We start from the raw sequence: 23,846 nt of genomic DNA on the forward strand, positions 1-23,846 counted from the left end.
AATACGTCATGCCCGGGCTTGACCCGGGCATCCATCAATCTTCGGAAGTGTTTTTGAAGATGGATCGCCGGGTCAAGCCCGGCGATGACACGTGTCGAGGAGGCCTACCCAGCCCCCACCTTCTTCTTGCGCCAGGCGAGATGCACGGCGCAGGTGCAGCCCTGCGGATGCGAGGCCAGCTCCGCGTCGTTGGCGGGCGTCGCGGCGGGCGCGATCGCCGGTCCCTTGGCGCCGTCCTGCGCGGGGATGTAGTTCAGCACCGGCGCCAGCCAGCGCTCGATCTCGGCGACCGTCATGGCCTTGCGCGCGGCGTAGTCCTCGACCTGGTCACGTTCGATCTTGCCGACGCCGAAGTAGAAGCTTTCGGGATGCGAGAAGTACAGGCCCGAGACCGACGAGCCCGGCCACATCGCAAAGCTCTCGGTCAGCTTCACGCCGGCCGTTGCCTCGGCATCGAGCAGCGCGAACAGAGTCCGCTTCTCGGTGTGGTCGGGTTGCGCCGGATAGCCGGGCGCCGGGCGGATGCCGTCATATTTCTCGAGGATCAGTTCGTCCGCCGACCACGCCTCGTCGGGCGCATAGGCCCAGAACTCCTTGCGCACGCGCTGGTGCATGCGCTCGGCGAAGGCTTCGGCCAGGCGATCGGCCAGCGCCTTGCACAGGATCGAGGAGTAGTCGTCATTGGCGTTCTTGAAGCGGTCGGCGACTGCATCCTCGCCGATCCCCGCGGTGACGACGAAGCCGCCGATATAGTCGGCGATGCCGGTTTCCTTCGGCGCGATGAAATCGGACAGCGCGGCGTTGAAGCGGCCCTCGCGCTTCTCGAGCTGCTGGCGCAGCGTGTGGAAGGTCGCGATCTTCTGCTTCCGCGTCTCGTCGGCATAGACCTCGATGTCGTCGCCGACGGCGTTCGCCGGCCAGAAGCCGATGGTGGCGCGGGCGGTGAACCATTTTTCCTTGATGATCGTGTCCAGCATCTTGCGCGCGTCGGCATAGAGCGAGCGCGCGACCTCGCCGACCTTGGGGTCGTCGAGGATCGCCGGGAAGCGGCCGGTCAGCTCCCAGGTCTGGAAGAACGGCGTCCAGTCGATGTAGTCGGCGAGCTCGGCAAGATCGTAGGCGTCGAAGCTCTTCAGCCCGAAGAAGGCCGGCTTTTTCGGCGGCGCCGCCGCAAAGTCGATCGCGACCTTGTTGGCGCGGGCCTCGCCAAGCTTCAGCCGCTTCTTGTCGGCCTGGGCGCGGAAATGCGCCGTCGAGATTTTTGCGTATTCGGCGCGTACCTCGGCGGCGTAGGCCTGCTTTTTCTCGGCCGACAGCAGCGAGGAGGCGACGCCGACGGCACGGCTCGCGTCATTGACATGCACGACCGGGCCGCCCGGATAGTTCGGGTCGATCTTCACTGCGGTGTGCACGCGGCTCGTGGTGGCGCCGCCGATCAGGAGCGGCAGGTTCATGCCCTGCCGTTGCAGCTCGCCGGCGAGGAAGCTCATCTCGTCGAGCGAGGGCGTGATCAGGCCGGACAGGCCGATGATGTCGGCGCCCTCGGCCTTCGCGGTCTCGATGATCTTGTTGGCGGGCACCATGACGCCGAGGTCGATGACCTCGAAATTGTTGCACTGGAGCACGATGCCGACGATGTTCTTGCCGATGTCGTGGACGTCGCCCTTCACCGTCGCGAGCACGATCTTGCCCGCGGCGTTGCGGCCGCCGGTGATGCCGTTGGCGAGATTGCGGGCCTTCTCCTCCTCCATGAACGGCATCAGATAGGCGACCGCCTGCTTCATCACGCGGGCCGACTTCACGACCTGCGGCAGGAACATCTTGCCGTCGCCGAACAGGTCGCCGACCACGTTCATGCCGGCCATCAGCGGCCCCTCGATGACGTCGAGCGGACGGGACGCGTTCTGGCGGGCGGCCTCGGTGTCCTGCTCGATGAACTCGGTGATGCCGTGCACCAACGCGTGGGACAGCCGCTTCTCGACCGGCCATTCGCGCCAGGCGAGATCTTGCTCCTTGGTCTGCTTCTCCTTGCCGCGGAATTTCTCGGCCAGCGCCAAGAGCCGCTCGGAGGCGCCGGGATCGCGGTTGAGGATGACGTCCTCGCAGGTCTGGCGCAGCTCGGGATCGATGTCGTCGTAGACGATCATCTGCCCGGCATTGACGATGCCCATGTCCATGCCGGCATGGATCGCGTGATACAGGAACACCGAGTGCATCGCCTCGCGCACCGGTTCGTTGCCGCGGAACGAGAACGACAGGTTGGAGACGCCGCCGGAGATGTGGGCGCCCGGCAGGTTCGCCCGGATCCAGCGCGCCGCCTCGATGAAGTCGACGCCGTAATTGTTGTGCTCCTCGAGGCCGGTCGCGATCGCAAAAATGTTCGGATCGAAGATGATGTCCTCGGGCGGGAAGTCGAGCCGGCCGACCAGGATGTCGTAGGCGCGCTTGCTGATCTCGGTCTTGCGCTTGAACGTGTCGGCCTGGCCGGTCTCGTCGAACGCCATCACCACCACGGCGGCGCCGTGGCGCTTGGCGACGGTCGCCTCATGGATGAACTTCTCCTCGCCTTCCTTGAGCGAGATCGAGTTCACGATCGGCTTGCCCTGGATGCATTTCAGGCCGGCCTCGATGACGTGGAACTTCGAGGAATCGACCATCACGGGCACGCGCGCGATGTCGGGCTCGGCGGCGACGAGGTTGAGGAACGTCACCATCGCCGCTTCGGAATCGAGCAGGCCCTCGTCCATGTTGACGTCGATGACCTGGGCGCCGTTCTCGACCTGGTCGCGCGCGACCTGCAGCGCGGCGGTGTAGTCGCCGGCGGTGATCAGCTTGCGGAAGCGCGCCGAGCCGGTGACGTTGGTGCGCTCGCCGACATTCACGAACGGGATCGCGTCGGTCAGCGTGAACGGCTCGAGGCCGGAGAGCCTGAGCCGCGGTGCGATCTCGGGCACCACGCGCGGCTTGTGCGGGGCGACGGCCTTGGCGATCGCGGCGATATGGTCGGGCGTGGTGCCGCAGCAGCCGCCGACGATGTTGACGAGGCCGGCGGCCGCGAACTCGCCGATCAGCCGCGCCATGTAGTCCGGCGTCTCGTCATACTGGCCGAATTCGTTGGGCAGGCCGGCGTTCGGGTATGCACAGACCAGCGTGTCGGCGACGCGGCCGATATCGGCGATATGCGCGCGCAGATCCTCGGCGCCGAGCGCGCAGTTGAAGCCGATCGTGATCGGCCTTGCGTGCCGCACCGAATGCCAGAACGCCTCCGGCAACTGGCCGGAGAGCAGGCGGCCGGACTTGTCGGTGATGGTGCCGGAAATCATCACGGGCACGTCGATGCCGCGCTCCTCGATGATCTCGGAAATCGCGTACAGCGCCGCCTTGGCGTTCAGCGTGTCGAAGATGGTCTCGACCAGCAGCAGGTCGGCGCCGCCGTCGAGCAGGCCCTTGGCCTGTTCGCCATAGGCCTTGCGCAGATCGTCGAAGGTGACCGCGCGATAGCCGGGATTGGAAACGTCGGGCGAGATCGAGGCGGTGCGGTTGGTCGGGCCGAGTGCGCCGGCGACGAAGCGCGGCTTGCAGTCCTCGGCGCTCACCCGCTCGGCGGCGGCGCGCGCCAGGCGGGCGCCCTGCAGGTTCAGCTCATAGGCGAGGTCCGACATGTCGTAGTCGGCCTGCGCGATCGAGGTCGAGGAGAAGGTGTTGGTCGCGACGATGTCGGCGCCGGCGCGCAGATATGCGGCGTGGATGTCCGTGATCGCATCGGGCTGGGTCAGGATCAGCAGATCGTTGTTGCCCTTGATGTCGCGGTGGAAGTCCGCAAAGCGCGCGCCGCGGAACGCGGCTTCGTCGAACTGCAGGCCCTGGATCATCGTGCCCATGGCGCCGTCGAGCACCAGGATGCGCTCGCGGGCAGCCGCGAGCAAAGCGTTACGCTTGGGGGAAACGGGAACGGACATGTGTCAGGCAGCTTTCTGGGCACCGTTCGGCCGGATGCCGAGCAGGTGGCTGATCGCGAACACGAGGTCCGCGCGGTTCATGGTGTAGAAGTGGAAGGTGTCGACGCCGTGCTTGAACAGCTTCTGCACCTGGCCGGCGGCGACGGTGGCGGCAACCAGCTTGCGGGTCTCGGCGTCGTTGTCGAGGCCCTCGAACTTCTCGGCGAGCCAGTCCGGCACGCTGGTGCCGGCGCGCGTCACGAAATTGCGCGCCTGCTTGAAATTGTGCATCGGCATGATGCCCGGCACGATCGGAATCTCGATGCCGCGCGCGCGCACCCGGTCGACATAGCGGTGGTACAGGTCGTTGTCGAAGAACACCTGAGTGATCGCGCGCGTCGCGCCGGCGTCGACCTTGGCCTTCAGCGTGTCGATGTCGGCGTCGAAATCCTTCGCTTCCGGATGCTTCTCGGGATAGGCGGACACCGAGATCTCGATGTCGGCGTGGCGCCGCTTGATGCCGGCGACAAGCTCGGCCGAACTCTGGTAGCCGTCCGGATGGGTGAAGTAGGGCGTGCCGATGCCGCCGGGCGGATCGCCGCGCAGCGCGACGATGTGACGGACGCCGACCTCATGATAGCGGTCGACGATGTCGTCGATCTCGCCGCGCGAGGCGCTGACGCAGGTCAGATGCGCGGCCGGCAGCAGATCGGTCTCGCGCAGGATGCGGGTGATGGTCGAATGGGTGCGCTCGCGGGTCGAGCCGCCGGCGCCGTAGGTGACCGAGACGAAGTTCGGCGTCAGCGGCGCCAGGCGATTGATGGTCTCCCAGAGATTGCGCTCCATCTCCTCGGTCTTCGGCGGGAAGAACTCGAAGGAGATTTTCGGCGCTTTGGGCGCACGTGGTGCGTTCGGCACGGAGGAAATGGTCTCGGTCATGATACGCAAAGGCTCCGCAACTGGAGGGCAGACATCCGGCCTGGATATGAAGGCCCCAAGATAAGCCAAACGCGTCGAATCAAACAGCCCATCGGATGTGGGAAATTGCCCATTCGTGGCGCAGATTCGGCAGAAATTGACTATCGTGGACGCTCGGTGGGCAACCCGTTGGTTTCGCGACGGTAGCATTAATATATTGAAAATATTGATATAATAAGGATTCTGCAAGTGATTGGAGATCGAAATCGATTGTGGGTAACTTGGTGCGTCAATGAACCGTCGTATATCGTCCCAAAATCGGCGGCTGCCGGCGCCGGCGTTCCGCCGCGGGACTGGTCTGCGTGGCCGGGGCCTTTGTCGCCTCGTGGCGCCACACTAGGTTGAGGGCCATGATTCCGCTGTCCGTCCTCGACCTGTCGGTCGTCACCACTGGCACCAGGCCGGCTGTTGCGCTCCGCAACAGCATCGACCTGGCACGCCATGTCGATGGCCTTGGCTACGTCCGCTACTGGCTCGCCGAGCACCACAACCTGGCTTCCGTCGCGAGCCCGGCGCCCGATCTGATGATCGGGCAGATCGCGGCGGTGACGTCGCATATCCGTGTCGGTTCCGGCGGCGTGATGCTGCCCAACCACGCGCCGCTGGTCGTCGCCGAGCGCTTCAAGATGCTGGAGGCGCTGTTTCCCGGCCGCATCGATCTCGGCCTCGGCCGCGCGCCCGGCACCGACGGCGCCACCGCCTACGCACTGCGCAGCCGGCTCGATCGCCGCGAAGGCGATGATTTCCTCGAGCGGCTGCACGAGCTGACCTTGTGGGAGACGCGCGATTTCCCGCCCGGCCATCCCTACAACAATGTGGTGGCGATGCCGGATGATTCGCCGCTGCCGCCGATCTGGTTGCTCGGCTCGAGCGACTATTCCGCCGAACTCGCGGCCCAGGTCGGGATGGGCTTTGCATTCGCGCATCATTTTGCCACTCACGATGCAATTGCGGCGATGACGAACTATCGCGCGCATTTCAAGCCGTCGGGCTGGCGTGCGACGCCGCAGGCGATTCTGGCGGTTGCGGTTGTTGCGGCGGAGACCGACGCTGGAGCCGAGCGGCTTGCGCTGTCGATGGATCTCAACCGGTTGCGCCGCGACCGCGGCCAGTATCTGCCGCTGCCGAGCGTCGAGGAGGCAGAGGCCTATCCCTACACCGACGCCGAGCGCGCCTCGATCGCGCGCAACCGCGCCCGCCTCTTCGTCGGCAGCCCCGCAACCGTGATGACGAAGCTGGAGCCGCTGATCGCGGCGACCCAGGCCGACGAACTGATGGTGATATCAGCGGTCTACGACCATGCCGCGCGGAAGAAGTCGTACAGCCTGCTCGCCGAGGCGTTCGGGCTTGCGAAGAGGGCGGCGGCTTGACCCCGTCATTCCGGAGCGATGCGCAGCATCGAACCCGGAATCTCGAGATTCCGGGTTCACGCTTCGCGTGCCCCGGAATGACTGCGTCAATCCTGCGTCTCGCTGAAAGTCGCGCGGAACGGATGGCCGGGATAGACGCCGACGATGCGGAATTCGCGCGAGAAGAATTTCAATTCCTCGATCGCAAACGCGAGGCCGCGCTCATCGGGGTGACCGTCGACATCGGCATAGAATTGCGTGGCGAAGAAATTGCCGTCGACCATATAGCTTTCGAGCTTGGTCATGTTGACGCCGTTGGTGGCAAAGCCGCCCAGCGCCTTGTACAGCGCGGCGGGCAAATTGCGCACCCGGAACACGAAAGTCGTGACCAGCGGCCCCGAACCCTGCGTGGCCCATTTGGCCTCGCGCGCCAGCACCACGAAGCGGGTGGTGTTGTGGGCCTCGTCCTCGATGTCCTCGGCGAGAATGTCGAGACCGTAGATGTCGGCGGCGAGGCGGGAGGCGATCGCCGCCACGCTCTTGTCGCCGCGCTCGGAGATGTCGCGGGCGCTGCCGGCGGTGTCGGCGGCGACGATCGGCTTGATGCCGAGCTTGCGGATGACGCGGCGGCACTGGCCGAGCGCGTGGACATGGCTCTCCACGCTCTTGATGTCGGCGAGCTTGGTGCCCTTGATCGCCATCAGCTGGTGGCGGATCGGCAAGAACCATTCGCCGACGATGAACAGCCCCGAAGCGGGCAAGAGATGGTGGATGTCGGCGACGCGGCCGGCGACCGAATTCTCGATCGGGATCATGCCGAGATCGGCCTCGCCCGAGGAAATCGCGGCCAGCGCGTCCTCGAAGGTCGGGCAGGGCATCGGCTCGGCGTCGGGATAGGCCTCGACGATCGCGATATGGGAATTGGCGCCAGGCTCGCCCTGGAACGCGATTTTCAGCTTCTTGGTCATGGGTGGCCTTTTACCAGCCGGTCAGGCTTTGGAAAGTATTCTGCGGGCGGTTTCGAGATCGGCCGGGGTGTCGACGCCGCGCGGGACGGTATCGACGATGGTGACGTCGATCCGCATCCCGGCCTCCAGCGCGCGGAGTTGCTCGAGCTTTTCCTGCTGCTCCAGCGGCGAGGGCGGCAGCGCCACGAACCGCTCCAGCGCGGCGCGGCGGTAGGCGTAGAGGCCGATATGATGGTAGCGCGGCCCGTCGCCATAAGGCGCGGTGGCGCGGGTGAAATACAGCGCGCGCAACCGGTTCGGCCCGATCGGCGAGCCGACTGCCTTGACGACGCTGGGGGCCTGATCCTCCTCCTCGGTATGGATGCGCGAGGCCAGGGTCGAGATGTCGACTGCGGGATCGTCGAGCGCCGGCATCACGCTGCGGATGGTCTCGGGGCTGATGGTCGGGAAATCGCCCTGCAGATTGACCACGATCTCGGCATGGCCGTCGGGGTCGAGGGTCGTCATCGCTTCATAAATCCGGTCCGAGCCGGACGGATGGTCGGGACGGGTCATTACGACCTCGCCGCCCGCAGCCTTCACCGCTGCAGCGATCTCGGCCGTGTCGGTCGCAACCGCAACCCGGCCGATGCCCGCCGCCTCGGCCCGCCGCAGCACATGGACGATCATCGGCACGCCGGCGATCTCGAGCAGCGGCTTTCCCGGAAGGCGAGTGGCGGCCATGCGGGCCGGAATCAGCACCAAGGTACGGGGTTGGGTCATTCGTGTCGGAGCCCGTCCGGCCTGCGGAAATTGCCGGGGAGGAGGTTGAATTCGGCGCGTTTATACGGGTTGCCAGAGCGCGGGCAAACCGATATCTCAACCCTGCTTGGGGCGGTGCGATAAGGCCGATTCCCAGGTCTTTCCCCGCGGCCGTATTCCCGGCCTGAAGTCGACATTCAAGGCCCGGAGCCTGACCCAAAATGGACTCCTTCGAACTCAACAAAATCCTCGGTGCGGTTCTCGGCACCTGCATCGTCGTCCTGGTGATGAGCTTTGCCGCCAGCGCGAAATTCGCGCCGAAGCTGCCGGAGAAGCCGGGTTTTGAGATCGCTGTGAAGGAAGAGTCCCATGGCGGTGGCGGCGAGGCCGCTGCGGCCGCATCCGAGCCGATCGAGAAGCTGCTGCAGACCGCTTCCGTCGAGAAGGGCGCGGCGGCCGCCAAGAAGTGCCAGGCCTGCCACACCTTCGAGAAGGGCGGTCCCAACCGCGTCGGTCCGAACCTGTTCGGCGTCGTCGGCGAGAAGAAGGGCGAGGGCCGTGGCTTCAATTTCTCGGCCGCGATGAAGGGCAAGGGCGGCGAATGGTCCTTCGACGACCTCAACAAGTTCCTGACCAACCCGAAGGGCTTCATCCCGGGCACCGCGATGGGCTTTGCCGGCGTGCCGAAGGACAGCGAGCGCGCCGACATCATCGCCTATCTGAATTCGAACTCGGAGCACCCGGCTCCGCTCCCGACCGCCTCGAAGTAACGATTTGCTTCGCGCAAGCATGCGGATGAAACGGCCAGGCATTGCCTGGCCGTTTTCGCATGGGGAATCCGCTGTCGCGGGGTTGTTATCGGGACGTTTCGCCGCACCGATATTGTTCCCGGACCAATATCATGAGGAAAAAGCAACGTAATTTGTCGAACCGTTGCCTTATATTGGGTCCCATGTAAGCGGGGCCGCAAGCAGGAAGACCGAATTTGGCGATCACCCGACGACACCTCCTTCAAGGCAGCGCACTGGCGGCAATGGCTCCGGCGCTCGGACTCACCCCCGGCCTGTCGGCGATCACGCCGGCCTTCGCCGACGAAGCCCCCAACGGGCTGAAATGGCGGCACGGCCTCTCGACCTACGGCGAAATCAAATATCCCGCCGACTTCAAGCGCTACGACTACGTCAAGCCGGACGCGCCGAAGGGCGGCGTGGTGCGGCTGTTCCAGCCCGGCACCTATGACAGCTTCAACCTGGTCGTTGCGGGGTTGAAGGGCACGGTCGCCTCTTCCGTCACCCGCATCTACGATTCGCTGATGGAGGCCTCGCTCGACGAGCCCGATACGTATTACGGCGAACTCGCCGAGGCGGCAGCCTTCCCCGACGATTTCTCCTACGTGATCTACCGCCTGCGGCCCGGCTCACGCTGGCACGACGGCAAGCCGGTCACGCCGGAGGACGTGATCTTCTCGTTCGAGGCGTGGAAGGCGAACAGCCCGATGTTCAGCGCCTACTACCGGCACATCGAAAAGGCCGAGAAGGTCGGCGATCGCGACATCAAGTTCACCTTCGACAGCCCGGGCAACCGCGAGCTGCCGATGATCACCGGTCAGCTCGTCATCCTGCCCAAGCATTGGTGGGAAGGCACCGACGCGCAGGGCAAGAAGCGTGACATCACCGCGAGCACGCTGGAGCCGCCGCTTGGCTCGGGTCCCTACCGGATCAAGGAGTTCGTTGCCGGACGATCGGTGGTGCTCGAGCGCGTCAAGGACTACTGGGGCAAGGATATTCCGATCGCGATCGGACAGAACAATTTCGACGAGCTGCGCTACGAATATTTCCGCGACGACACCGTCGCGCGCGAGGCGCTGAAGGCCGACCAGTTCGATTGGTACGGCGAGCGCAGCGCGAAGGAGTGGGCGTCGGCCTACGACGTTCCGCCGGTGCGTGAGAAGCGGCTGCTCAAGGAGCTCTTCACCGTCCGCAATCAAGGCCGGATGCAGGGCTGGGTGTTCAACCTGAGGCGCCCGAAATTCGCCGACCCCAGACTGCGCCGCGCCTTCAACTATGCTTTCGATTTCGAAGAGATGAACCGCGTGCTTTCGACCGGCGACTATCATCGCGATTCAAGCTATTTCGACGGCATCCCCGATTTGATGGCGACCGGCCTGCCGGAGGGCAAGGAGCTCGAGATCCTGGAGACGCTACGCGACAAGGTGCCGCCGGAAGTCTTCACGACGCCCTACAAGGATCCGGTCGGAGGCACGCCGGAAAACGTGCGCGCCAATCTGCGCGAGGCGACGCGGCTGTTGAAGGAAGCCGGCTTCGAGATCCGCGACCGCAAACTGGTGGATTCCTCAGGCCAGCCGTTCACGGTCGAGATCCTCGGCAACAGTGGCGATTCCGGCATGGAGCGGATCGCACTGTTCTACAAGCCGAGCCTGGAGCGCCTCGGCATCACCGTTAATCTGCGCGCCGTCGACACGGTGCAGTATCAGAACCGGGTGCGCGATTTCGATTTCGAGATGGTGACCCAGGTCTGGGGACAATCGATCTCGCCCGGCAACGAGCAGCGCGACAATTTCGGTTCGCAGGCGGCCGACCGGCCCGGCTCGAACAATCTTCCCGGCATCAAGAATCCGGCGGTCGATGCCATCATCGAACGCATCATCTTCGCCACCAGCCGCGTCGATCAGGTCGCCGCCGCGAAGGCGCTGGATCGGGTTTTGCTCTGGAACTTCTATCTTGTTCCACACTTCAATTACGACAAGCAGCGCTATGTCTATTGGGATCGCTTCAGCCATCCCGACCCGCTGCCGAAATACGCTGTTTCGGGATTCCCAAATCTTTGGTGGTACGACGCCGACAAGGCGGCCAAGCTCAAGCGTTCATAAAACTCAAGGATTCGCGCATGGCGCTATTCTCCCGTCGGCACGCACTCGGCCTCGGCATCGGTGCGTTGAGTGCTGCAGGCTTGCGTGCTGCGCCGGCGGTGGCCGACAACGGAACCGAGATGCACGGCATGTCGGTGTTCGGCGACCTGAAATATCCGGCGGATTTCAAGATCTTCGACTACGTCAATCCGAAGGCGCCGAAGGGCGGGGCGTTCTCAATGATCCCTTCGACCCGTGCCTACAACCAATCCTTCTTTACGTTCAGTTCGTTCAACGCGTTCATCCTCAAGGGTGAAGGCGCGAAGGGCATGGAGATGACCTTCGATTCGTTGATGGCACGCGCGGGCGATGAACCTGACGCGATGTACGGCCTGGCCGCAAGATCGGTCTCGATTTCTCCCGACAAGCTCACCTACCGCTTCACGATGCGGCCCGAGGCTCGCTTTCACGACGGCTCGAAGCTGACTGCGCAGGATGTCGCGTTCTCGCTCAATACGCTGAAGGAGAAGGGGCATCCGTTGATCGTGGTGCAACTGCGCGATTTCGTGAAGGCCGAGGCGCCCGACGACGGCACCGTGATCGTGACCTTCGCGCCTAATCGCGCGCGCGACGTGCCGCTTTATGTTGCGGGTCTGCCGATCTTCTCGAAGGCCTATTACGCGAAGCGGCAGTTTGATGAGTCCACGCTCGAAGTTCCGCTGGGCTCCGGGCCGTACATGGTCGGCAAGTTCGAGGTCAATCGTTACGTCGAGTATAACCGCCTCAAGGATTGGTGGGCAGCCGACTTGCCGGTCAATCGCGGCAGTTACAATTTCGACACCGTGCCGCTACGAGTTCTACCGTGATCGCGATGTCGCGTTCGAAGGCTTCACAGGCAAAAATTATCTGTTTCGCGAGGAATTCACGTCCCGTGTCTGGGCGACGCGGTACGATTTCCCGGCTATCAAGGACGGGCGGGTCAAGCGCGAGACATTGCCGGACGAAACACCGTCCGGTGGGCAGGGTTGGTTCATTAACACCCGTCTCGACAAGTTCAAAGACCCGCGCGTTCGCGAAGCGCTAATCTATGCCTTCGATTTCGAATGGACCAACAAGACCATCATGTACGACGCTTACGCGCGCAGCGTCTCGCCTTTCCAGAATTCGGACATGGTGGCTAGTGGACTACCTTCGCCCGAGGAATTGAAACTGCTCGAACCATTCCGCGGCCAAGTGCCGGATGAGGTGTTCGGCGAGCCCTTTGTGCCGCCGGTGTCGGATGGATCGGGACAGGACCGCGCATTGCTGCGAAAGGCGACGCAGTTGCTCAACGATGCAGGATGCGTCGTCAAGGATGGCAAGCGGCGATTGCCTAACGGCGACCCGCTTACGATCGAGTTCCTGCTAGATGAGCCGACTTTCCAGCCGCATCACGCCAGCTTCATCAAGAATCTCAAGCCGCTTGGCATCGATGCCAACATCAGGCAGATCGACGCAGTGCAGTATCGTGCGCGTGTTGAGGCTTTCGATTTTGAGGTGACGACCCAGCGTATATCCATGTCGGCGACGCCGGGTGACAGCCTGAGGCCTTACTTCTCGTCCCAGGCTGCGACCACCAAGGGCTCCTACAATCTGGCGGGCGTTGCCAACCCGGCGATCGACGCATTAATCGAAAAAGCTATCGCTGCCGAGACGCGGGCGGACTTAACCTTTGCCTGCCGCGCGCTCGATCGCGTCTTCCGTGCCGGCCGCTATTGGGTGCCACAATGGTATTCTAACAAGCACCGTGTCGCCTATTGGGACCAGTTCGGGCATCCGGAGAAGCCGGCGAAATATGCGGGCGTCGGCGCGCCCGACAACTGGTGGTATGATGCGGCCAAGGCCGCGAAGCTCGAGCAGGCGAAGTAGCCGATGAGCGCCTATATCGCCCGACGTATCTTCCTGATGCTGCCGACGCTGCTTGGCATCCTGTTCGTCTCCTTCGTGGTCGTGCAGTTTGCTCCCGGCGGTCCGGTCGAGCGGGTCATCGCGCAGATCAACGGCGCCGACACCGGCGGCACGTCGCGCGTGTCGGGAGGCGGCGGCGATTTCGGCGCGCAGCGCGGCCAGGGCGCGGGCGCAGGCGCGGCCATCAATTCGAAATACCGCGGCGCGCAGGGGCTCGACCCGGATTTCATCAAGAAGCTCGAGGTGCAGTTCGGCTTCGACAAGCCGGCGCCCGAGCGGTTCGCGTTGATGGTCTGGAATTTCGCGCGGTTCGATTTCGGCAACAGCTATTTCCGCAGTGTCAGCGTGCTGCAGTTGATCAAGGAGAAGCTGCCGGTCTCGATGTCGCTCGGCATCTGGATGACGCTGCTGACCTATCTTATCTCGATCCCGCTCGGCATCCGCAAGGCGGTGCAGGACGGCTCGCGGTTCGATACCTGGACCTCGGCGGTGATCATCATCGGCTTTGCGATCCCGGGCTTCCTGTTCGCGATCCTCCTGATCGTGCTGTTTGCCGGCGGCTCGTTCCTCAACATCTTCCCGCTGCGCGGCCTGACCTCGGACGGCTGGTCGCAATTCCCCTGGTACTGGAAGATCATCGACTATTTCTGGCACCTGACGCTGCCGCTGGTGTCGATGGCGCTCGGCGCCTTCGCCACCATGACCCTGCTGACCAAGAATTCGTTCCTCGACGAGATACGCAAGCAATATGTGATGACCGCGCGCGCCAAGGGTTGCAGCGAGCGCCAGGTGCTGTACGGCCACATCTTCCGCAACGCCATGCTGATCGTGATCGCAGGCTTCCCGGGCGCGTTCATCCACGCGTTCTTCTCCGGCTCGCTCTTGATCGAAACCATCTTCTCGCTCGACGGGCTCGGCCTGCTTGGCTTCGAGAGCGTGTTGAACCGCGACTATCCGGTGGTGTTCGGGACGTTGTTCATCTTCTCGCTGGTCGGACTGGTGGTCAATCTGCTCTCCGATCTCGCCTATATGTGGATCGATCCCAGGATCGACTTCGAAGCGCGGGAGGTCTGATGACGATGCTCGCGCCCCAGCCGGTCGAGACCACGACGCAATCGCCGCTCGGCGAAGCGGTGCCCGCCACGCACCACGCCTTTTCGCCGTCGCCGCTGAACAAGCGACGCTGGCAGAACTTCAAGGCCAATCGCCGCGGCTACTGGTCGTTCTGGATCTTCCTCGTGCTGTTCGTGGCGTCGCTGTTCGCCAATTTCATCGCCAACGACAAGCCGCTGATGGTCAAATATGATGGCCGCCTGTACTGGCCGGTGATCTTCACCTACGCCGAGATCACGTTCGGCGGTGACTTCGAGACCGCAGCCGATTATCGCGATCCATACTTGCAGAAGCAGATCGCCGCCAAGGGCGGCAGCATGATCTGGCCGCCGATCCGCTACTCCTACGACAGCCGCAACCTCGACCCGCCGACGGCGGTGCCGTCGAAGCCGACCTGGCTGTTGACCGAAGAGCAGTGCAAGGACGTGGTGAAGCGCAAGGGCCTGACCGGCTGCCGCGACCTCGAATACAACTGGCTCGGCACCGACGATCAGGGCCGCGACGTGGTCGCGCGGCTGATCTACGGCTTCCGCATCTCGGTGCTGTTCGGCCTGACGCTGACCATCCTGTCCTCGATCATCGGCATCGCCGCGGGCGGCGTGCAGGGCTATTTCGGCGGCTGGACCGATCTCATCTTCCAGCGGCTGATCGAGATCTGGACCGCGATCCCCTCGCTCTATCTGCTGCTGATCATCTCGGCGGTGCTGCCGCCGGGCTTCTTCATCCTGCTCGGCATCCTCCTGCTATTCTCCTGGGTCTCGCTGGTCGGGCTGGTGCGCGCCGAGTTCCTGCGCGGCCGCAATTTCGAATACATCCAGGCGGCGCGCGCGCTTGGCGTCTCCAACGGCGTGATCATGTTCCGCCATCTGCTGCCGAACGCGATGGTCGCGACCATGACCTTCCTGCCCTTCATCGTCTCGTCCTCGGTGATGACGCTGACGGCGCTGGATTTCCTCGGCTTCGGCCTGCCGCCCGGCTCGCCCTCGCTCGGCGAGTTGCTGTCGCAGGGCAAGGCCAACGTGCAGGCGCCGTGGCTCGGCCTCACCGGCTTCTTCTCGGTCGCGATCATGCTGTCGCTCCTGATCTTCATCGGCGAAGCCGCGCGCGACGCCTTCGATCCACGCAAGACGTTCTCGAAGGGCTGAGGCATGGACGCGATCAACCAGTCTTTGCTCGATGTCCGCGACCTCTCGGTCGCTTTCGGCCGCTCGCTTGCGGTCGACGGCATCTCGTTCTCGATCAAGCGCGGCGAGTGCGTCGCGCTGGTCGGCGAATCCGGCTCGGGAAAATCCGTCAGCGCGCTGTCGGTGCTGAAGCTGCTGCCCTATCCGACGGCCTCGCATCCCTCAGGCGCGATCCGCTTCCGCGGCCGCGACCTCCTGACCGCGTCCGATCAGCAGATGCGCGAGGTTCGCGGCAACGACATCTCGATCATCTTCCAGGAGCCGATGACCTCGCTCAATCCGCTCCAGACCATCGAGACCCAGATCGGCGAGATCCTGTCCCTGCACAGGGGCGTCAGTGGCGCGGCGGCGCGGGCGCGGACGCTGGAGCTATTGGGCCAGGTCGGCATCCCCGAGCCGGAGACCCGGCTCAAGAGCTATCCGCACCAATTGTCCGGCGGCCAGCGCCAACGCGTGATGATCGCGATGGCGCTCGCCAACGAGCCCGATCTGTTGATCGCGGACGAGCCGACCACCGCGCTTGACGTCACCGTGCAGGCGCAGATCCTGGCGCTGCTGGCCGAGATCCGCGCGCGGCTCGGCATGAGCCTGTTGTTCATCACCCACGACCTCGGCATCGTCCGCCGCATCGCCGACACGGTCTGCGTGATGAACAACGGCAAGATCGTCGAGCAGGGGCCGGTCGAGCAGGTCTTCACCGCGCCGAAGCACGCCTATACCCAGGCGCTGCTCGCGGCCGAGCCGAAGCCCGATCCGGCGCCGCCGCAGCCGGGCGCAGCGGTCGTGATGTCGGCGGACAATCTCAAGGTCTGGTTTCCGATCAAGCGCGGGCTGTTGCGCTCGACCGTCGGCCACATCAAGGCGGTCGATGGCGTCAGCCTCGCGGTGCGCAAGGGCGAGACGCTCGGCGTGGTCGGCGAATCCGGCTCCGGCAAGACCACACTCGGGCTCGCGCTGCTCCGGCTGATTTCGTCCGATGGTCCGATCGTTTTCCTCGGCAACGACATCCAGGGCCTGCGCTTCAAGCAGATGCGGCCGTTCCGCCGCGACATGCAGATCGTGTTCCAGGACCCGTTCGGCTCGCTCAGCCCGCGCATGTCGGTGGCCGACATCATTGCCGAGGGCCTTGAGGTGCACCAGAAGCAGCTGTCGCGCGAGGAGCGCGAGGCGCGGGTGATCAAGGCAATGAAGGATGTCGGGCTCGATCCGGACTGGCGCTTCCGCTATCCGCACGAATTCTCCGGCGGCCAGCGCCAGCGCATCTCGATCGCGCGCGCGGTCGTGCTGGAGCCGAACTTCGTCGTGCTGGACGAGCCGACCAGCGCGCTCGACATGCTGCTGCAGGCCCAGATGGTCGACCTGTTGCGCGACCTGCAGCGCAAGCGCGACCTCACCTACATGTTCATCTCGCACGATCTGCGTGTGGTCGCCTCGCTGGCGAGCCATCTGATCGTGATGAAATCGGGCAAGGTGGAGGAGGAGGGACCGGCCTCCGAGCTGTTCAAGAATCCGAAGAGCGACTACACCCGCGCGCTGTTCGCCGCCGCGTTCCGCATCGAAGCGGCCGGCGACGGGGCGGTAGCGACGTAGGCATCTTCGTCGTTCCACGTCATCCCCGCGCAACGGCTTTGCCGTTGTCGCTGGAGGTGCGAGCCTTGCGGCGCAATTGCGCCGCTGGGCGAGCCTCGAAGGGGGGCGTGGACTGGGGCCGTCCATCCTTCGAGACGCGCTTCGCGCTCCTCAGGAGACGGGAATGTATATTGCTCAAAGCCGCTTGATCGCCAGGACTTCGCTGCCGGCGGTCTTGATCCGCGCGATCGCAGCCTGCGTGTTCTCCACCACCGTTGCCATGTGATGCGCGTTGGCGTGCACGATCGTGGTCGCGTCGCGCACGATGGCGACATGGCCCTTCCAGAACATCAGGTCGCCGCGTTGCAGCTGCTTGGATTCCGCGACCGTCAATTCGCGGCCGAGGCCTTCCTGCTGCATGTCGCTGTCGCGCGGGCAGCCGGTGCCGGCGGCGGTCAGCGCGATCTGCACCAGGCCTGAGCAATCGATGCCGAGGCTCGATTTGCCGCCCCACAGATAGGGTGAGCCGACGAATTGCTCGGCGATCGCAACGAAATCACCTGCCATCGTGTCGAGCGGCGCGAGATGCCGGCGTGGCAGGTGCCAGCCCTCGCGGGTCACCGCGAACGCACCGTCCTCGCGGACGATGGCGAGCTTCGTCCCCATCGCCAGCGCCTCGACCGGTGGCAGCTTGATCGACGGGCCCGGAAACGCCAGCGTGCGCAGCGCCGTCACCTTGTGCGTCGGCGCGGCGCCGGGCTTGGCCAGCGCGGCCTCGGGAATCCAGCCGACATAGCCGTCATCGGCGAGCTGGCCCCAGGCCCAGCCTTCGCCGTTGCGATCGTACACCGTGACGCGCTCGCCCCGGAGCGCCTGCGTCATCTGTTCGGCATCGCTCGCCGGCGCCTGGCGTAGCGGCGCGATGGCGTCGCCGACCTCGAGCACTTCGCCTTCGACGAAGTGCGAGGCCTTGACCTTGCCCTCCAGATACTTCGCCGCGAGGTCGTCGCGGGCCGGTGTCAGACGGGGGTCATGCATAGCGCTGGCTCAGCAATTTGTAGATCGCGCGCGCCGCCTGGCACTCGCCGCCTTCGGGACGGCCGGGCTTTGCCGACGGCGTCCAGCCGTAGATGTCGACGTGCAGCCAGCTCCTCGCGTGCTCGACGAAGCGCTGCAGGAACAGCGCGCAGGTGATCGAGCCCGCGAAACCGCCTGACGGTGCGTTGGTGATGTCGGCGGTCTTGGAGTCGAGCCAGGCGTCGTAGGCCGGCCACAGCGGCATCCGCCAGAGCGGGTCGTTCTCGCTCTTCGCACAAGATGCGACGTCGCCGGCGAGCGCCTCGTCATTGGTGTAGAACGGCGGCAGATCCGGGCCCAGCGCCACCCGCGCGGCGCCGGTCAGCGTGCCCAGATCGACCAAAAGATCGGGCGTCTCCTCGTCGGCGAGCGCCAGCGCGTCGGCGAGCACCAGCCGCCCTTCGGCGTCGGTGTTGCCGATCTCGACGGTGATGCCCTTGCGCGACTTGAAGATGTCGAGCGGGCGGAACGCGTTGCCGGCAACCGCGTTCTCGACCGCCGGGATCAGCACGCGCAGCCGCAGCTTGAGCTTCGCGTCCATCACCATCTGGGCCAGCGCCAGCACGTTGGCGGCGCCGCCCATGTCCTTCTTCATGATGAGCATGCCGCTCGAAGGCTTGAGATCGAGCCCGCCGGTGTCGAAGCAGACACCCTTGCCGACCAGCGTCACCTTCGGATGGTCGGGGTCGCCCCAGCTCAGCTCGATCAATCGCGGCGACCGCGTCGACGCCATGCCGACGGCGTGGATCAGCGGGAAGTTCTGGGCGAGCTCGTCGCCGTCGATGCAATTGAAGGCAGCGCCGAACCGCGTCGCGAGGTCGCGCGCCACCTCAGCGAGCTCGGCCGGTCCCATGTCGTTGGACGGCGTGTTGATGAGATCGCGCGCCAGCGCCGCGGCATCCGCCATCCGGGTGATCTCTGCCGTGTCGACGCCGTCGGGCGGCACCAGCCGGACTTCGGGAGCCTTGTTGGTGCGATACCGGCCGAAGCGATAGCAGCCGAGCGCGAAGGCGAGCGCGGCAAGTCTGGTGTCGTGCGGCGCATTGGCGAAGCGGTAGACGCCGGGCGGCAGCAGGTCGGGCAGGGCGCCGGGCCGGAACGGATCGCGCGCCTTGTGGTCGGCGTCCTCGAGACCGAACAGCACTTGCGCGATGCCGCCGTCTGCCGCCGGCAGGACGAGTAATTTGCCGGGCTTGGCCGCAAAGTCATTGGCTGCCGCGAACTGGCGCGCCGGCGCCGGCAGCTCGCCCTGAATCGCATCCCATGTCGCCTTGGTGACGAAGGTAATCGGCGTGGCGGCGGTCGTGGGGGCGGTCTCGAACACGGATGGCATGCGGCTCTCGGCTGTTCTGGCGTCGTTGGTGGGCTACTACACGCCTTTCGCCACGGATGGTAGCGGGCCAACGGTTCACGCGACGTGCAGGGCCGGAACCGGCGCGTCGGCTGCCGGCACCGCCAGTTAACCAGACGTTAGGGTTAACAGTCTATTGCTGGCACGCTCGGCTGGAACCGTTCGCCCGATTTCGTGAGTCACAGTGCCATGCGTCGACAGTCCAATCTGACCCGGCATCTTGCTTCCGCAGCCCTTCTGGCGGTCCTGGCCGCAGGGCTTGGCGGTTGCCAGACCATGTCCGACGTGGCGGGATCGATCACGTCGCGGTCCGATCCCACGCCCGATGATCCGCGCCGGGCCGTCGAGGCCTATGGCGAGCGCTATCGCAAGAATCCCAAGGATGTCGCCGCCGCGGTCGCCTACGGCCAGGCCCTGCGCATGACCGGCCAGCGCTCGCAGGCCTGCGCCGTGCTCGAGCAGGCCACGATCGCCAACCCCGGCAACAAGGCGCTGCTCGCCGCCTACGGCCGCGCGCTGGCCGACAACGGCAATTCGCAGGCTGCATTCGACGTGCTGAGCCGCGCGCACAGCCCGGACAATCCGGACTGGCGGATCCTGTCCGTGCAGGGCACCACGCTCGACAAGATGAACCGGCACGAGGAGGCGCGGCGCTATTACGCCAGTGCGCTCAGGCTGGCTCCGGACGAGCCGTCGGTGCTGTCCAATCTCGGCTTGTCCTACATGCTGACCAAGGATTTGCCGAAAGCGGAAGAGACGCTGCGCCAGGCCTATGCCAGCGCTCGCGCCGACACCCGGATCCGGCAGAACCTTGCGCTGGTCGTCGGCCTGCAGGGCCGCTTCGCGGAGGCGGAAACGATCGTCAAGGCCGACCTGCCGTCGGATGAGGCCGCGGCCAACGTCGCTTATCTCCGCGACATGCTGAACCGCAAGGACGGGCCGCGGACCGCGTCGCGTGCGGCGCCGGTCGTCGCCAAGGACGACTAAACCAAACGCGGCAGCTCCACCGCCCCTTGAAAAGGGGAGGTCGCTTTGCTCGTGAGAGCAAAGCGGGTGGGGATCATCTCTCTATGCGCACCGGCGTCTGCGGCCGACCCCCATCCCGACCTTCCCCCTTTCAGGGGGAAGGAGAAGACAGACCGTCATTTGGGCTATGCATACTCCAAACCTCCCCTTGAAAAGGGGAGGTCGCTTTTGCTCGTGAGAGCAAAGCGGGTGGGGATCATCTCTCCACGAGGAGCGGTGTCTGCGGCTGACTCCCATCCCGGCCTTCCCCCTTTCAGAGGGAAGGAGAGAGGCAGCCGGCGCAGGCGAGGCAACTCAATGCATCGTGGCGATCTTGATGTAGGACGGGCCGAGGATCACGATGAACAGGCAGGGCAGGAAGAACAGGATCATCGGTACCGTCAGCTTGGGCGGCAGTGCCGCGGCCTTCTTCTCGGCCTCGTTCATCCGCATGTCGCGGTTTTCCTGCGCCATCACGCGGAGGCTCTGGCCGAGCGGCGTGCCGTAGCGTTCGGACTGCTGCAAGGCCATGCACACCGACTTCACGCCTTCGAGGCCGGTGCGGCGCGCCAGGTTCTCGTAGGCGGTCTTGCGATCCTGCAAATAGGACAGTTCCGCGGTCGTCAGCGCAAACTCCTCCGACAGCGCGACCGATTGCCCGGCGATCTCGTTGGCCACTTTCCGGAACGCGACCTCGACCGACATGCCCGACTCGATGCAGATCAGCAGCAGGTCGAGCGAATCCGGGAACGCGCGCTTGATCTGGAGCTGGCGCTTGGAGATCGCGTTCTTCAGGAACAGCATCGGCGCCTGCAGGCCGGCATAGGCCGCGCCGACGCAAATGCCGATCTTGAGCGTGAGCGACCAGTTCGCGCCGGCAATGAAGAACGTATAGATGATCGCGCCGATCAGCATCAGGATCGGCGTGACCGCCCGCGCTGCCAGGAAATAGACATACGGAGCGTGGCCGCGATAGCCCGCCATCACCAGCTTCTCGATCGCCGCTTCCTGGGCCAGCCATTTGGTGAGGTTCAGGTCATCCACCATCTTGGAGACGGCCTGCTTCGGCGTCTGGCGCAGCGTCACCTTTTCCGACCTGGAGAGACGGTCGCGCTCGCGCTGCCGCAGGCGCTCGCGCTCGCTGGCGACCGCCTTCATGCGCTTGTTGAGATCGCCGCCGGCGAGCAGCGGCATCACCAGCGTGTAGACCGTCGCGCTTGCCGCGAAGAAGGCAAGCAGCATGGTCATGAACCTGACGTCGTGGAGCTTGGCGACCAGAATATCAATCATGCTGCACCGTCAGAAATCGAAGTTGATCATCTTCTTCATCACCAGCACGCCCATCGACATCCAGATCGCGCAGGCCACCAGCATGAGCTGGCCCATCGAATTGGTCCACAGCAGGGCGATGTAGTCCGGCGTCGTCAGGAACACGAGGATCATCACGATCGGCGGCAGCGAGCCGATGATGGCGGCGGAGGCCTTCGCTTCCATCGACATCGCCTGGATCTTCTCGGCCATCTTCTTGCGGTCGCGCAGCACCCGCGACAGGTTGCCGAGCGCTTCCGACAAATTGCCGCCGGACTTCTGCTGGATCGCGATCACGATGCCGAAGAAGTTGGCCTCCGGCAGCGGCATCCGCTCGTAGAGCCGGGCACAGGCTTCGCCGAGCGGCATGCCGATCGCCTGGGTCTCGATGATGGCGAGAAATTCGCTGCGCAGCGGCTCCGGCGCGTCGTTGACGACCGCCTTGAGCGATTCGAACAGCGGCAGGCCGGCCTTGATGCCGCGCACGATGACGTCGACGGCGTCAGGCAGTGCCTTCAAGAACGCCTTTTCCCGCCGCTTCTTCAGGAAGCCGAGCACCCAGCGCGGCAGGCCGAGACCCATGGCAAAGCCGATGCCGGCCGCGCCGAGCAGGCCTCCGCCAACCATGAAGGCCACGCCGAACCCGAACAGGCCAAGGGCGCCGGAGATCATCCAGAATTTCTGCTCCGACCACTCCAGTCCGGCCTGCGAGATGCGCACGCCGAGCGGGACTTTCTTGTCCTTCTGCCGACGCGCCTCGAGCTCCTTGAGCGATCCCTCTACCTGCTCGCGGCGGGAGCGCTGCGTGCGGTCGGCGTTTCGTGTCGTCGTGGGTTCGCTGCGCGCCACCGACGCGCGCCGCGACTCGGCCTTCTTCTCCCCCGAAAGGTAGGGATACAGGAAGACCCAGGCGATGCCGCCGACCGTCGTGGCGGCGAGGAAGGCGAGAGCCAGAGTTTGCATCTGCATCCTGCGTTCCCCTAGACCGGCGCCGGCGCGTCGGAGGCATCCAGCGCTGCCGCAAGCCGCTTCTCTTCATTGTAATAGCGCGCACGTTCCCAGAAGCGCGGCCGGCCGATGCCGGTCGAGCGGTGCTTGCCGATGATCTTGCCGTTGGCGTCTTCCCCGACCACGTCGTAGAGGAAGACATCCTGGGTGATGATGGTATCGCCTTCCATGCCCATCACCTCGGTGATGTGCGTGATGCGGCGCGAACCGTCGCGCAGGCGCGCGGCCTGCACGATGATGTCGACCGAGGCGCAGATCATCTCGCGAATGGTGCGTGACGGAAGCGCGAAGCCGCCCATGGTGATCATGGATTCGCAGCGCGACAGTGCTTCGCGCGGATTGTTGGCGTGCAGCGTGCCCATCGAGCCGTCGTGGCCGGTGTTCATGGCCTGCAACAGGTCGAATGCTTCGGGTCCGCGGACTTCGCCGACGATGATGCGCTCCGGGCGCATACGCAGGCAGTTGCGGACCAGTTCGCGCATCGTCACCTGCCCCTCGCCCTCGATGTTCGGCGGCCGGGTTTCCAGCCGCACCACATGCGGCTGCTGCAGCTGAAGCTCGGCGGCGTCTTCGCAGGTGATGATGCGTTCGTCGTGCTCGATATAGTTGGTCAGGCAGTTCAGCAGCGTGGTCTTGCCCGAGCCGGTGCCGCCGGAGATGATCACGTTGCAGCGGACGCGGCCGATGATCTGCAGGATGGTCGCCCCTTCGGGGGTGATCGCGCCGAACTTGACGAGCTGCTCCAGCGTCAGCTTGTCCTTCTTGAATTTGCGGATGGTGAGCGCGGGCCCGTCGATCGCCAGTGGCGGCACGATGGCGTTGACGCGCGAACCGTCGGCGAGGCGGGCGTCACAGATCGGCGAGGATTCATCGACGCGCCGGCCGACCTGGCTGACGATGCGCTGGCAGATGTTGAGCAGCTGCTGGTTGTCGCGAAAGCGGATGCCGGTGCGCTGGATCTTGCCGGCGACTTCGATGAACACGGTGCCTGCGCCGTTGACCATGATGTCGGCGATGTCGTCGCGCGACAGCAGCGGCTCCAGCGGGCCGTAGCCGAGCACGTCGTTGCAGATGTCGTCGAGCAGCTCCTCCTGCTCGGCGATCGACATCACGATGTTCTTGATCGCGATGATCTCGTTGACGATGTCGCGGATTTCCTCGCGCGCCGATTCGCTGTCAAGCTTGGCGAGCTGGGCGAGGTCGATCGCCTCGATCAGGGCGCCGAAGATCGTCGCCTTGACCTGGTAGTAGTTGTCCGAGCGGCGGGCTTCGACGGCGGGGGCAGGCGGCGGCTTGCTAGGTGCCAGCGGCGGCGACGAGATCGCCGGTGCGACGGACTCGCGCAACATCGCCGGCGCGCCGGCAGGTTCCGGCGCCTGAAACGCGGGCTTGGGTGCCCGCACGTCCCCATCGTTTCCGCTACGCTTACCAAACACGACGT

The 23,846-nt window shown here is 64.9% G+C and carries 16 protein-coding genes and 1 pseudogene; 8 read left to right on the forward strand and 9 right to left on the reverse strand.

The annotated features are described in order from the left end of the window. Nucleotides 1-104 precede the first annotated feature (104 nt). Complete coding sequence (gene metH / locus ACVW1B_RS39245) at nt 105-3,959, reverse strand: methionine synthase (protein ID WP_456777868.1); 3,855 nt, start codon at nt 3,957-3,959, stop codon at nt 105-107. Between the two features lie 3 nt (nt 3,960-3,962). Next, complete coding sequence (metF, locus tag ACVW1B_RS39250; RefSeq protein WP_016840922.1) at nt 3,963-4,877, reverse strand: methylenetetrahydrofolate reductase [NAD(P)H]; 915 nt, start codon at nt 4,875-4,877, stop codon at nt 3,963-3,965. Between the two features lie 389 nt (nt 4,878-5,266). Between metF and ACVW1B_RS39255 the strand changes: the two genes are divergently transcribed. After that, nucleotides 5,267-6,286, forward strand: coding sequence for an LLM class flavin-dependent oxidoreductase (locus ACVW1B_RS39255; protein ID WP_456777867.1), 1,020 nt, complete (start codon nt 5,267-5,269; stop codon nt 6,284-6,286). Nucleotides 6,287-6,372: 86 nt separating this feature from the next. On the opposite strand, the gene ACVW1B_RS39260 is transcribed toward ACVW1B_RS39255, so the two are convergent. Together ACVW1B_RS39260 and ACVW1B_RS39265 are read right to left on the reverse strand one after the other, a co-directional pair. After that, the gene (locus tag ACVW1B_RS39260; RefSeq protein WP_076824865.1) at nt 6,373-7,233 is read right to left on the reverse strand and encodes a prephenate dehydratase; all 861 of its coding nucleotides are present in this window, start codon (nt 7,231-7,233) and stop codon (nt 6,373-6,375) included. Nucleotides 7,234-7,254: 21 nt separating this feature from the next. Then, the gene (locus ACVW1B_RS39265; protein WP_229190896.1) at nt 7,255-7,995 is read right to left on the reverse strand and encodes a 3-deoxy-manno-octulosonate cytidylyltransferase; all 741 of its coding nucleotides are present in this window, start codon (nt 7,993-7,995) and stop codon (nt 7,255-7,257) included. A gap of 200 nt (nt 7,996-8,195) precedes the next feature. Between ACVW1B_RS39265 and ACVW1B_RS39270 the strand changes: the two genes are divergently transcribed. The 6 genes and pseudogenes from ACVW1B_RS39270 (at nt 8,196) to ACVW1B_RS39295 (ending at nt 16,677) form a co-directional block, all read left to right on the forward strand. Continuing rightward, a complete protein-coding gene (locus tag ACVW1B_RS39270) occupies nt 8,196-8,744 on the forward strand; it encodes a c-type cytochrome (protein WP_028342300.1) in 549 nt (182 codons plus the stop codon). Nucleotides 8,745-9,007: 263 nt separating this feature from the next. Next, nucleotides 9,008-10,864 (forward strand): extracellular solute-binding protein, encoded by a 1,857-nt coding sequence (locus ACVW1B_RS39275; protein ID WP_456781780.1) that lies wholly within the window; start codon nt 9,008-9,010, stop codon nt 10,862-10,864. Nucleotides 10,865-10,881: 17 nt separating this feature from the next. After that, nucleotides 10,882-12,751: pseudogene (locus ACVW1B_RS39280) on the forward strand (extracellular solute-binding protein). 3 nt (nt 12,752-12,754) lie between these two features. After that, nucleotides 12,755-13,864, forward strand: coding sequence for a microcin C ABC transporter permease YejB (locus tag ACVW1B_RS39285; RefSeq protein ID WP_057016107.1), 1,110 nt, complete (start codon nt 12,755-12,757; stop codon nt 13,862-13,864). Further along, entirely contained in the window at nt 13,864-15,048 is a 1,185-nt protein-coding gene (locus ACVW1B_RS39290; RefSeq protein WP_456777866.1) for an ABC transporter permease, read from the forward strand. The genes ACVW1B_RS39285 and ACVW1B_RS39290 overlap by 1 nt, the downstream gene beginning before the upstream one ends. Nucleotides 15,049-15,051: 3 nt before the next feature. Next, a complete protein-coding gene (locus tag ACVW1B_RS39295; protein WP_456822881.1) occupies nt 15,052-16,677 on the forward strand; it encodes an ABC transporter ATP-binding protein in 1,626 nt (541 codons plus the stop codon). Between the two features lie 174 nt (nt 16,678-16,851). Here the strand turns inward: ACVW1B_RS39295 and ACVW1B_RS39300 are convergent, their stop codons facing one another. Together ACVW1B_RS39300 and ACVW1B_RS39305 are read right to left on the reverse strand one after the other, a co-directional pair. Further along, nucleotides 16,852-17,694, reverse strand: coding sequence for a C40 family peptidase (locus ACVW1B_RS39300; RefSeq protein ID WP_456822882.1), 843 nt, complete (start codon nt 17,692-17,694; stop codon nt 16,852-16,854). Continuing rightward, nucleotides 17,687-19,066, reverse strand: a complete 1,380-nt coding sequence (locus tag ACVW1B_RS39305; RefSeq protein ID WP_456822883.1) for a leucyl aminopeptidase family protein — start codon at nt 19,064-19,066, stop codon at nt 17,687-17,689. The genes ACVW1B_RS39300 and ACVW1B_RS39305 overlap by 8 nt, the downstream gene beginning before the upstream one ends. A gap of 207 nt (nt 19,067-19,273) precedes the next feature. On the opposite strand from ACVW1B_RS39305, the gene ACVW1B_RS39310 reads away from it, so the two are divergent. Continuing rightward, the gene (locus ACVW1B_RS39310; RefSeq protein WP_456777863.1) at nt 19,274-20,071 is read left to right on the forward strand and encodes a tetratricopeptide repeat protein; all 798 of its coding nucleotides are present in this window, start codon (nt 19,274-19,276) and stop codon (nt 20,069-20,071) included. Nucleotides 20,072-20,404: 333 nt separating this feature from the next. On the opposite strand, the gene ACVW1B_RS39315 is transcribed toward ACVW1B_RS39310, so the two are convergent. Genes ACVW1B_RS39315 through ACVW1B_RS39325 form a run of 3 tightly spaced genes read right to left on the reverse strand, consistent with a single transcriptional unit; the run spans nt 20,405 to nt 23,841 of the window. After that, nucleotides 20,405-21,379 (reverse strand): type II secretion system F family protein, encoded by a 975-nt coding sequence (locus ACVW1B_RS39315; protein ID WP_456777862.1) that lies wholly within the window; start codon nt 21,377-21,379, stop codon nt 20,405-20,407. A 9-nt stretch (nt 21,380-21,388) separates the two neighbouring features. Continuing rightward, nucleotides 21,389-22,366 (reverse strand): type II secretion system F family protein, encoded by a 978-nt coding sequence (locus ACVW1B_RS39320; RefSeq protein ID WP_456777861.1) that lies wholly within the window; start codon nt 22,364-22,366, stop codon nt 21,389-21,391. 11 nt (nt 22,367-22,377) lie between these two features. Next, nucleotides 22,378-23,841: a CpaF family protein gene (locus tag ACVW1B_RS39325; protein WP_456777860.1), complete on the reverse strand. Its 1,464-nt coding sequence runs from the start codon at nt 23,839-23,841 to the stop codon at nt 22,378-22,380. Nucleotides 23,842-23,846: the final 5 nt, after the last annotated feature.

The sequence above is a fragment of the Bradyrhizobium sp. USDA 4502 genome, from assembly GCF_054063355.1.

Excerpts from the sequence above, each read along its gene's own strand:
- metH (WP_456777868.1), bottom strand. The coding sequence starts at position 3,959 with ATGTCCGTTCCCGTTTCCCCCAAGCGTAACGCTTTGCTCGCGGCTGCC.
- metF (WP_016840922.1), bottom strand. The coding sequence starts at position 4,877 with ATGACCGAGACCATTTCCTCCGTGCCGAACGCACCACGTGCGCCCAAA.
- ACVW1B_RS39255 (WP_456777867.1), top strand. The coding sequence starts at position 5,267 with ATGATTCCGCTGTCCGTCCTCGACCTGTCGGTCGTCACCACTGGCACC.
- ACVW1B_RS39260 (WP_076824865.1), bottom strand. The coding sequence starts at position 7,233 with ATGACCAAGAAGCTGAAAATCGCGTTCCAGGGCGAGCCTGGCGCCAAT.
- ACVW1B_RS39265 (WP_229190896.1), bottom strand. The coding sequence starts at position 7,995 with ATGACCCAACCCCGTACCTTGGTGCTGATTCCGGCCCGCATGGCCGCC.
- ACVW1B_RS39270 (WP_028342300.1), top strand. The coding sequence starts at position 8,196 with ATGGACTCCTTCGAACTCAACAAAATCCTCGGTGCGGTTCTCGGCACC.
- ACVW1B_RS39275 (WP_456781780.1), top strand. The coding sequence starts at position 9,008 with ATGGCTCCGGCGCTCGGACTCACCCCCGGCCTGTCGGCGATCACGCCG.
- ACVW1B_RS39285 (WP_057016107.1), top strand. The coding sequence starts at position 12,755 with ATGAGCGCCTATATCGCCCGACGTATCTTCCTGATGCTGCCGACGCTG.
- ACVW1B_RS39290 (WP_456777866.1), top strand. The coding sequence starts at position 13,864 with ATGACGATGCTCGCGCCCCAGCCGGTCGAGACCACGACGCAATCGCCG.
- ACVW1B_RS39295 (WP_456822881.1), top strand. The coding sequence starts at position 15,052 with ATGGACGCGATCAACCAGTCTTTGCTCGATGTCCGCGACCTCTCGGTC.
- ACVW1B_RS39300 (WP_456822882.1), bottom strand. The coding sequence starts at position 17,694 with ATGCATGACCCCCGTCTGACACCGGCCCGCGACGACCTCGCGGCGAAG.
- ACVW1B_RS39305 (WP_456822883.1), bottom strand. The coding sequence starts at position 19,066 with ATGCCATCCGTGTTCGAGACCGCCCCCACGACCGCCGCCACGCCGATT.
- ACVW1B_RS39310 (WP_456777863.1), top strand. The coding sequence starts at position 19,274 with ATGCGTCGACAGTCCAATCTGACCCGGCATCTTGCTTCCGCAGCCCTT.
- ACVW1B_RS39315 (WP_456777862.1), bottom strand. The coding sequence starts at position 21,379 with ATGATTGATATTCTGGTCGCCAAGCTCCACGACGTCAGGTTCATGACC.
- ACVW1B_RS39320 (WP_456777861.1), bottom strand. The coding sequence starts at position 22,366 with ATGCAGATGCAAACTCTGGCTCTCGCCTTCCTCGCCGCCACGACGGTC.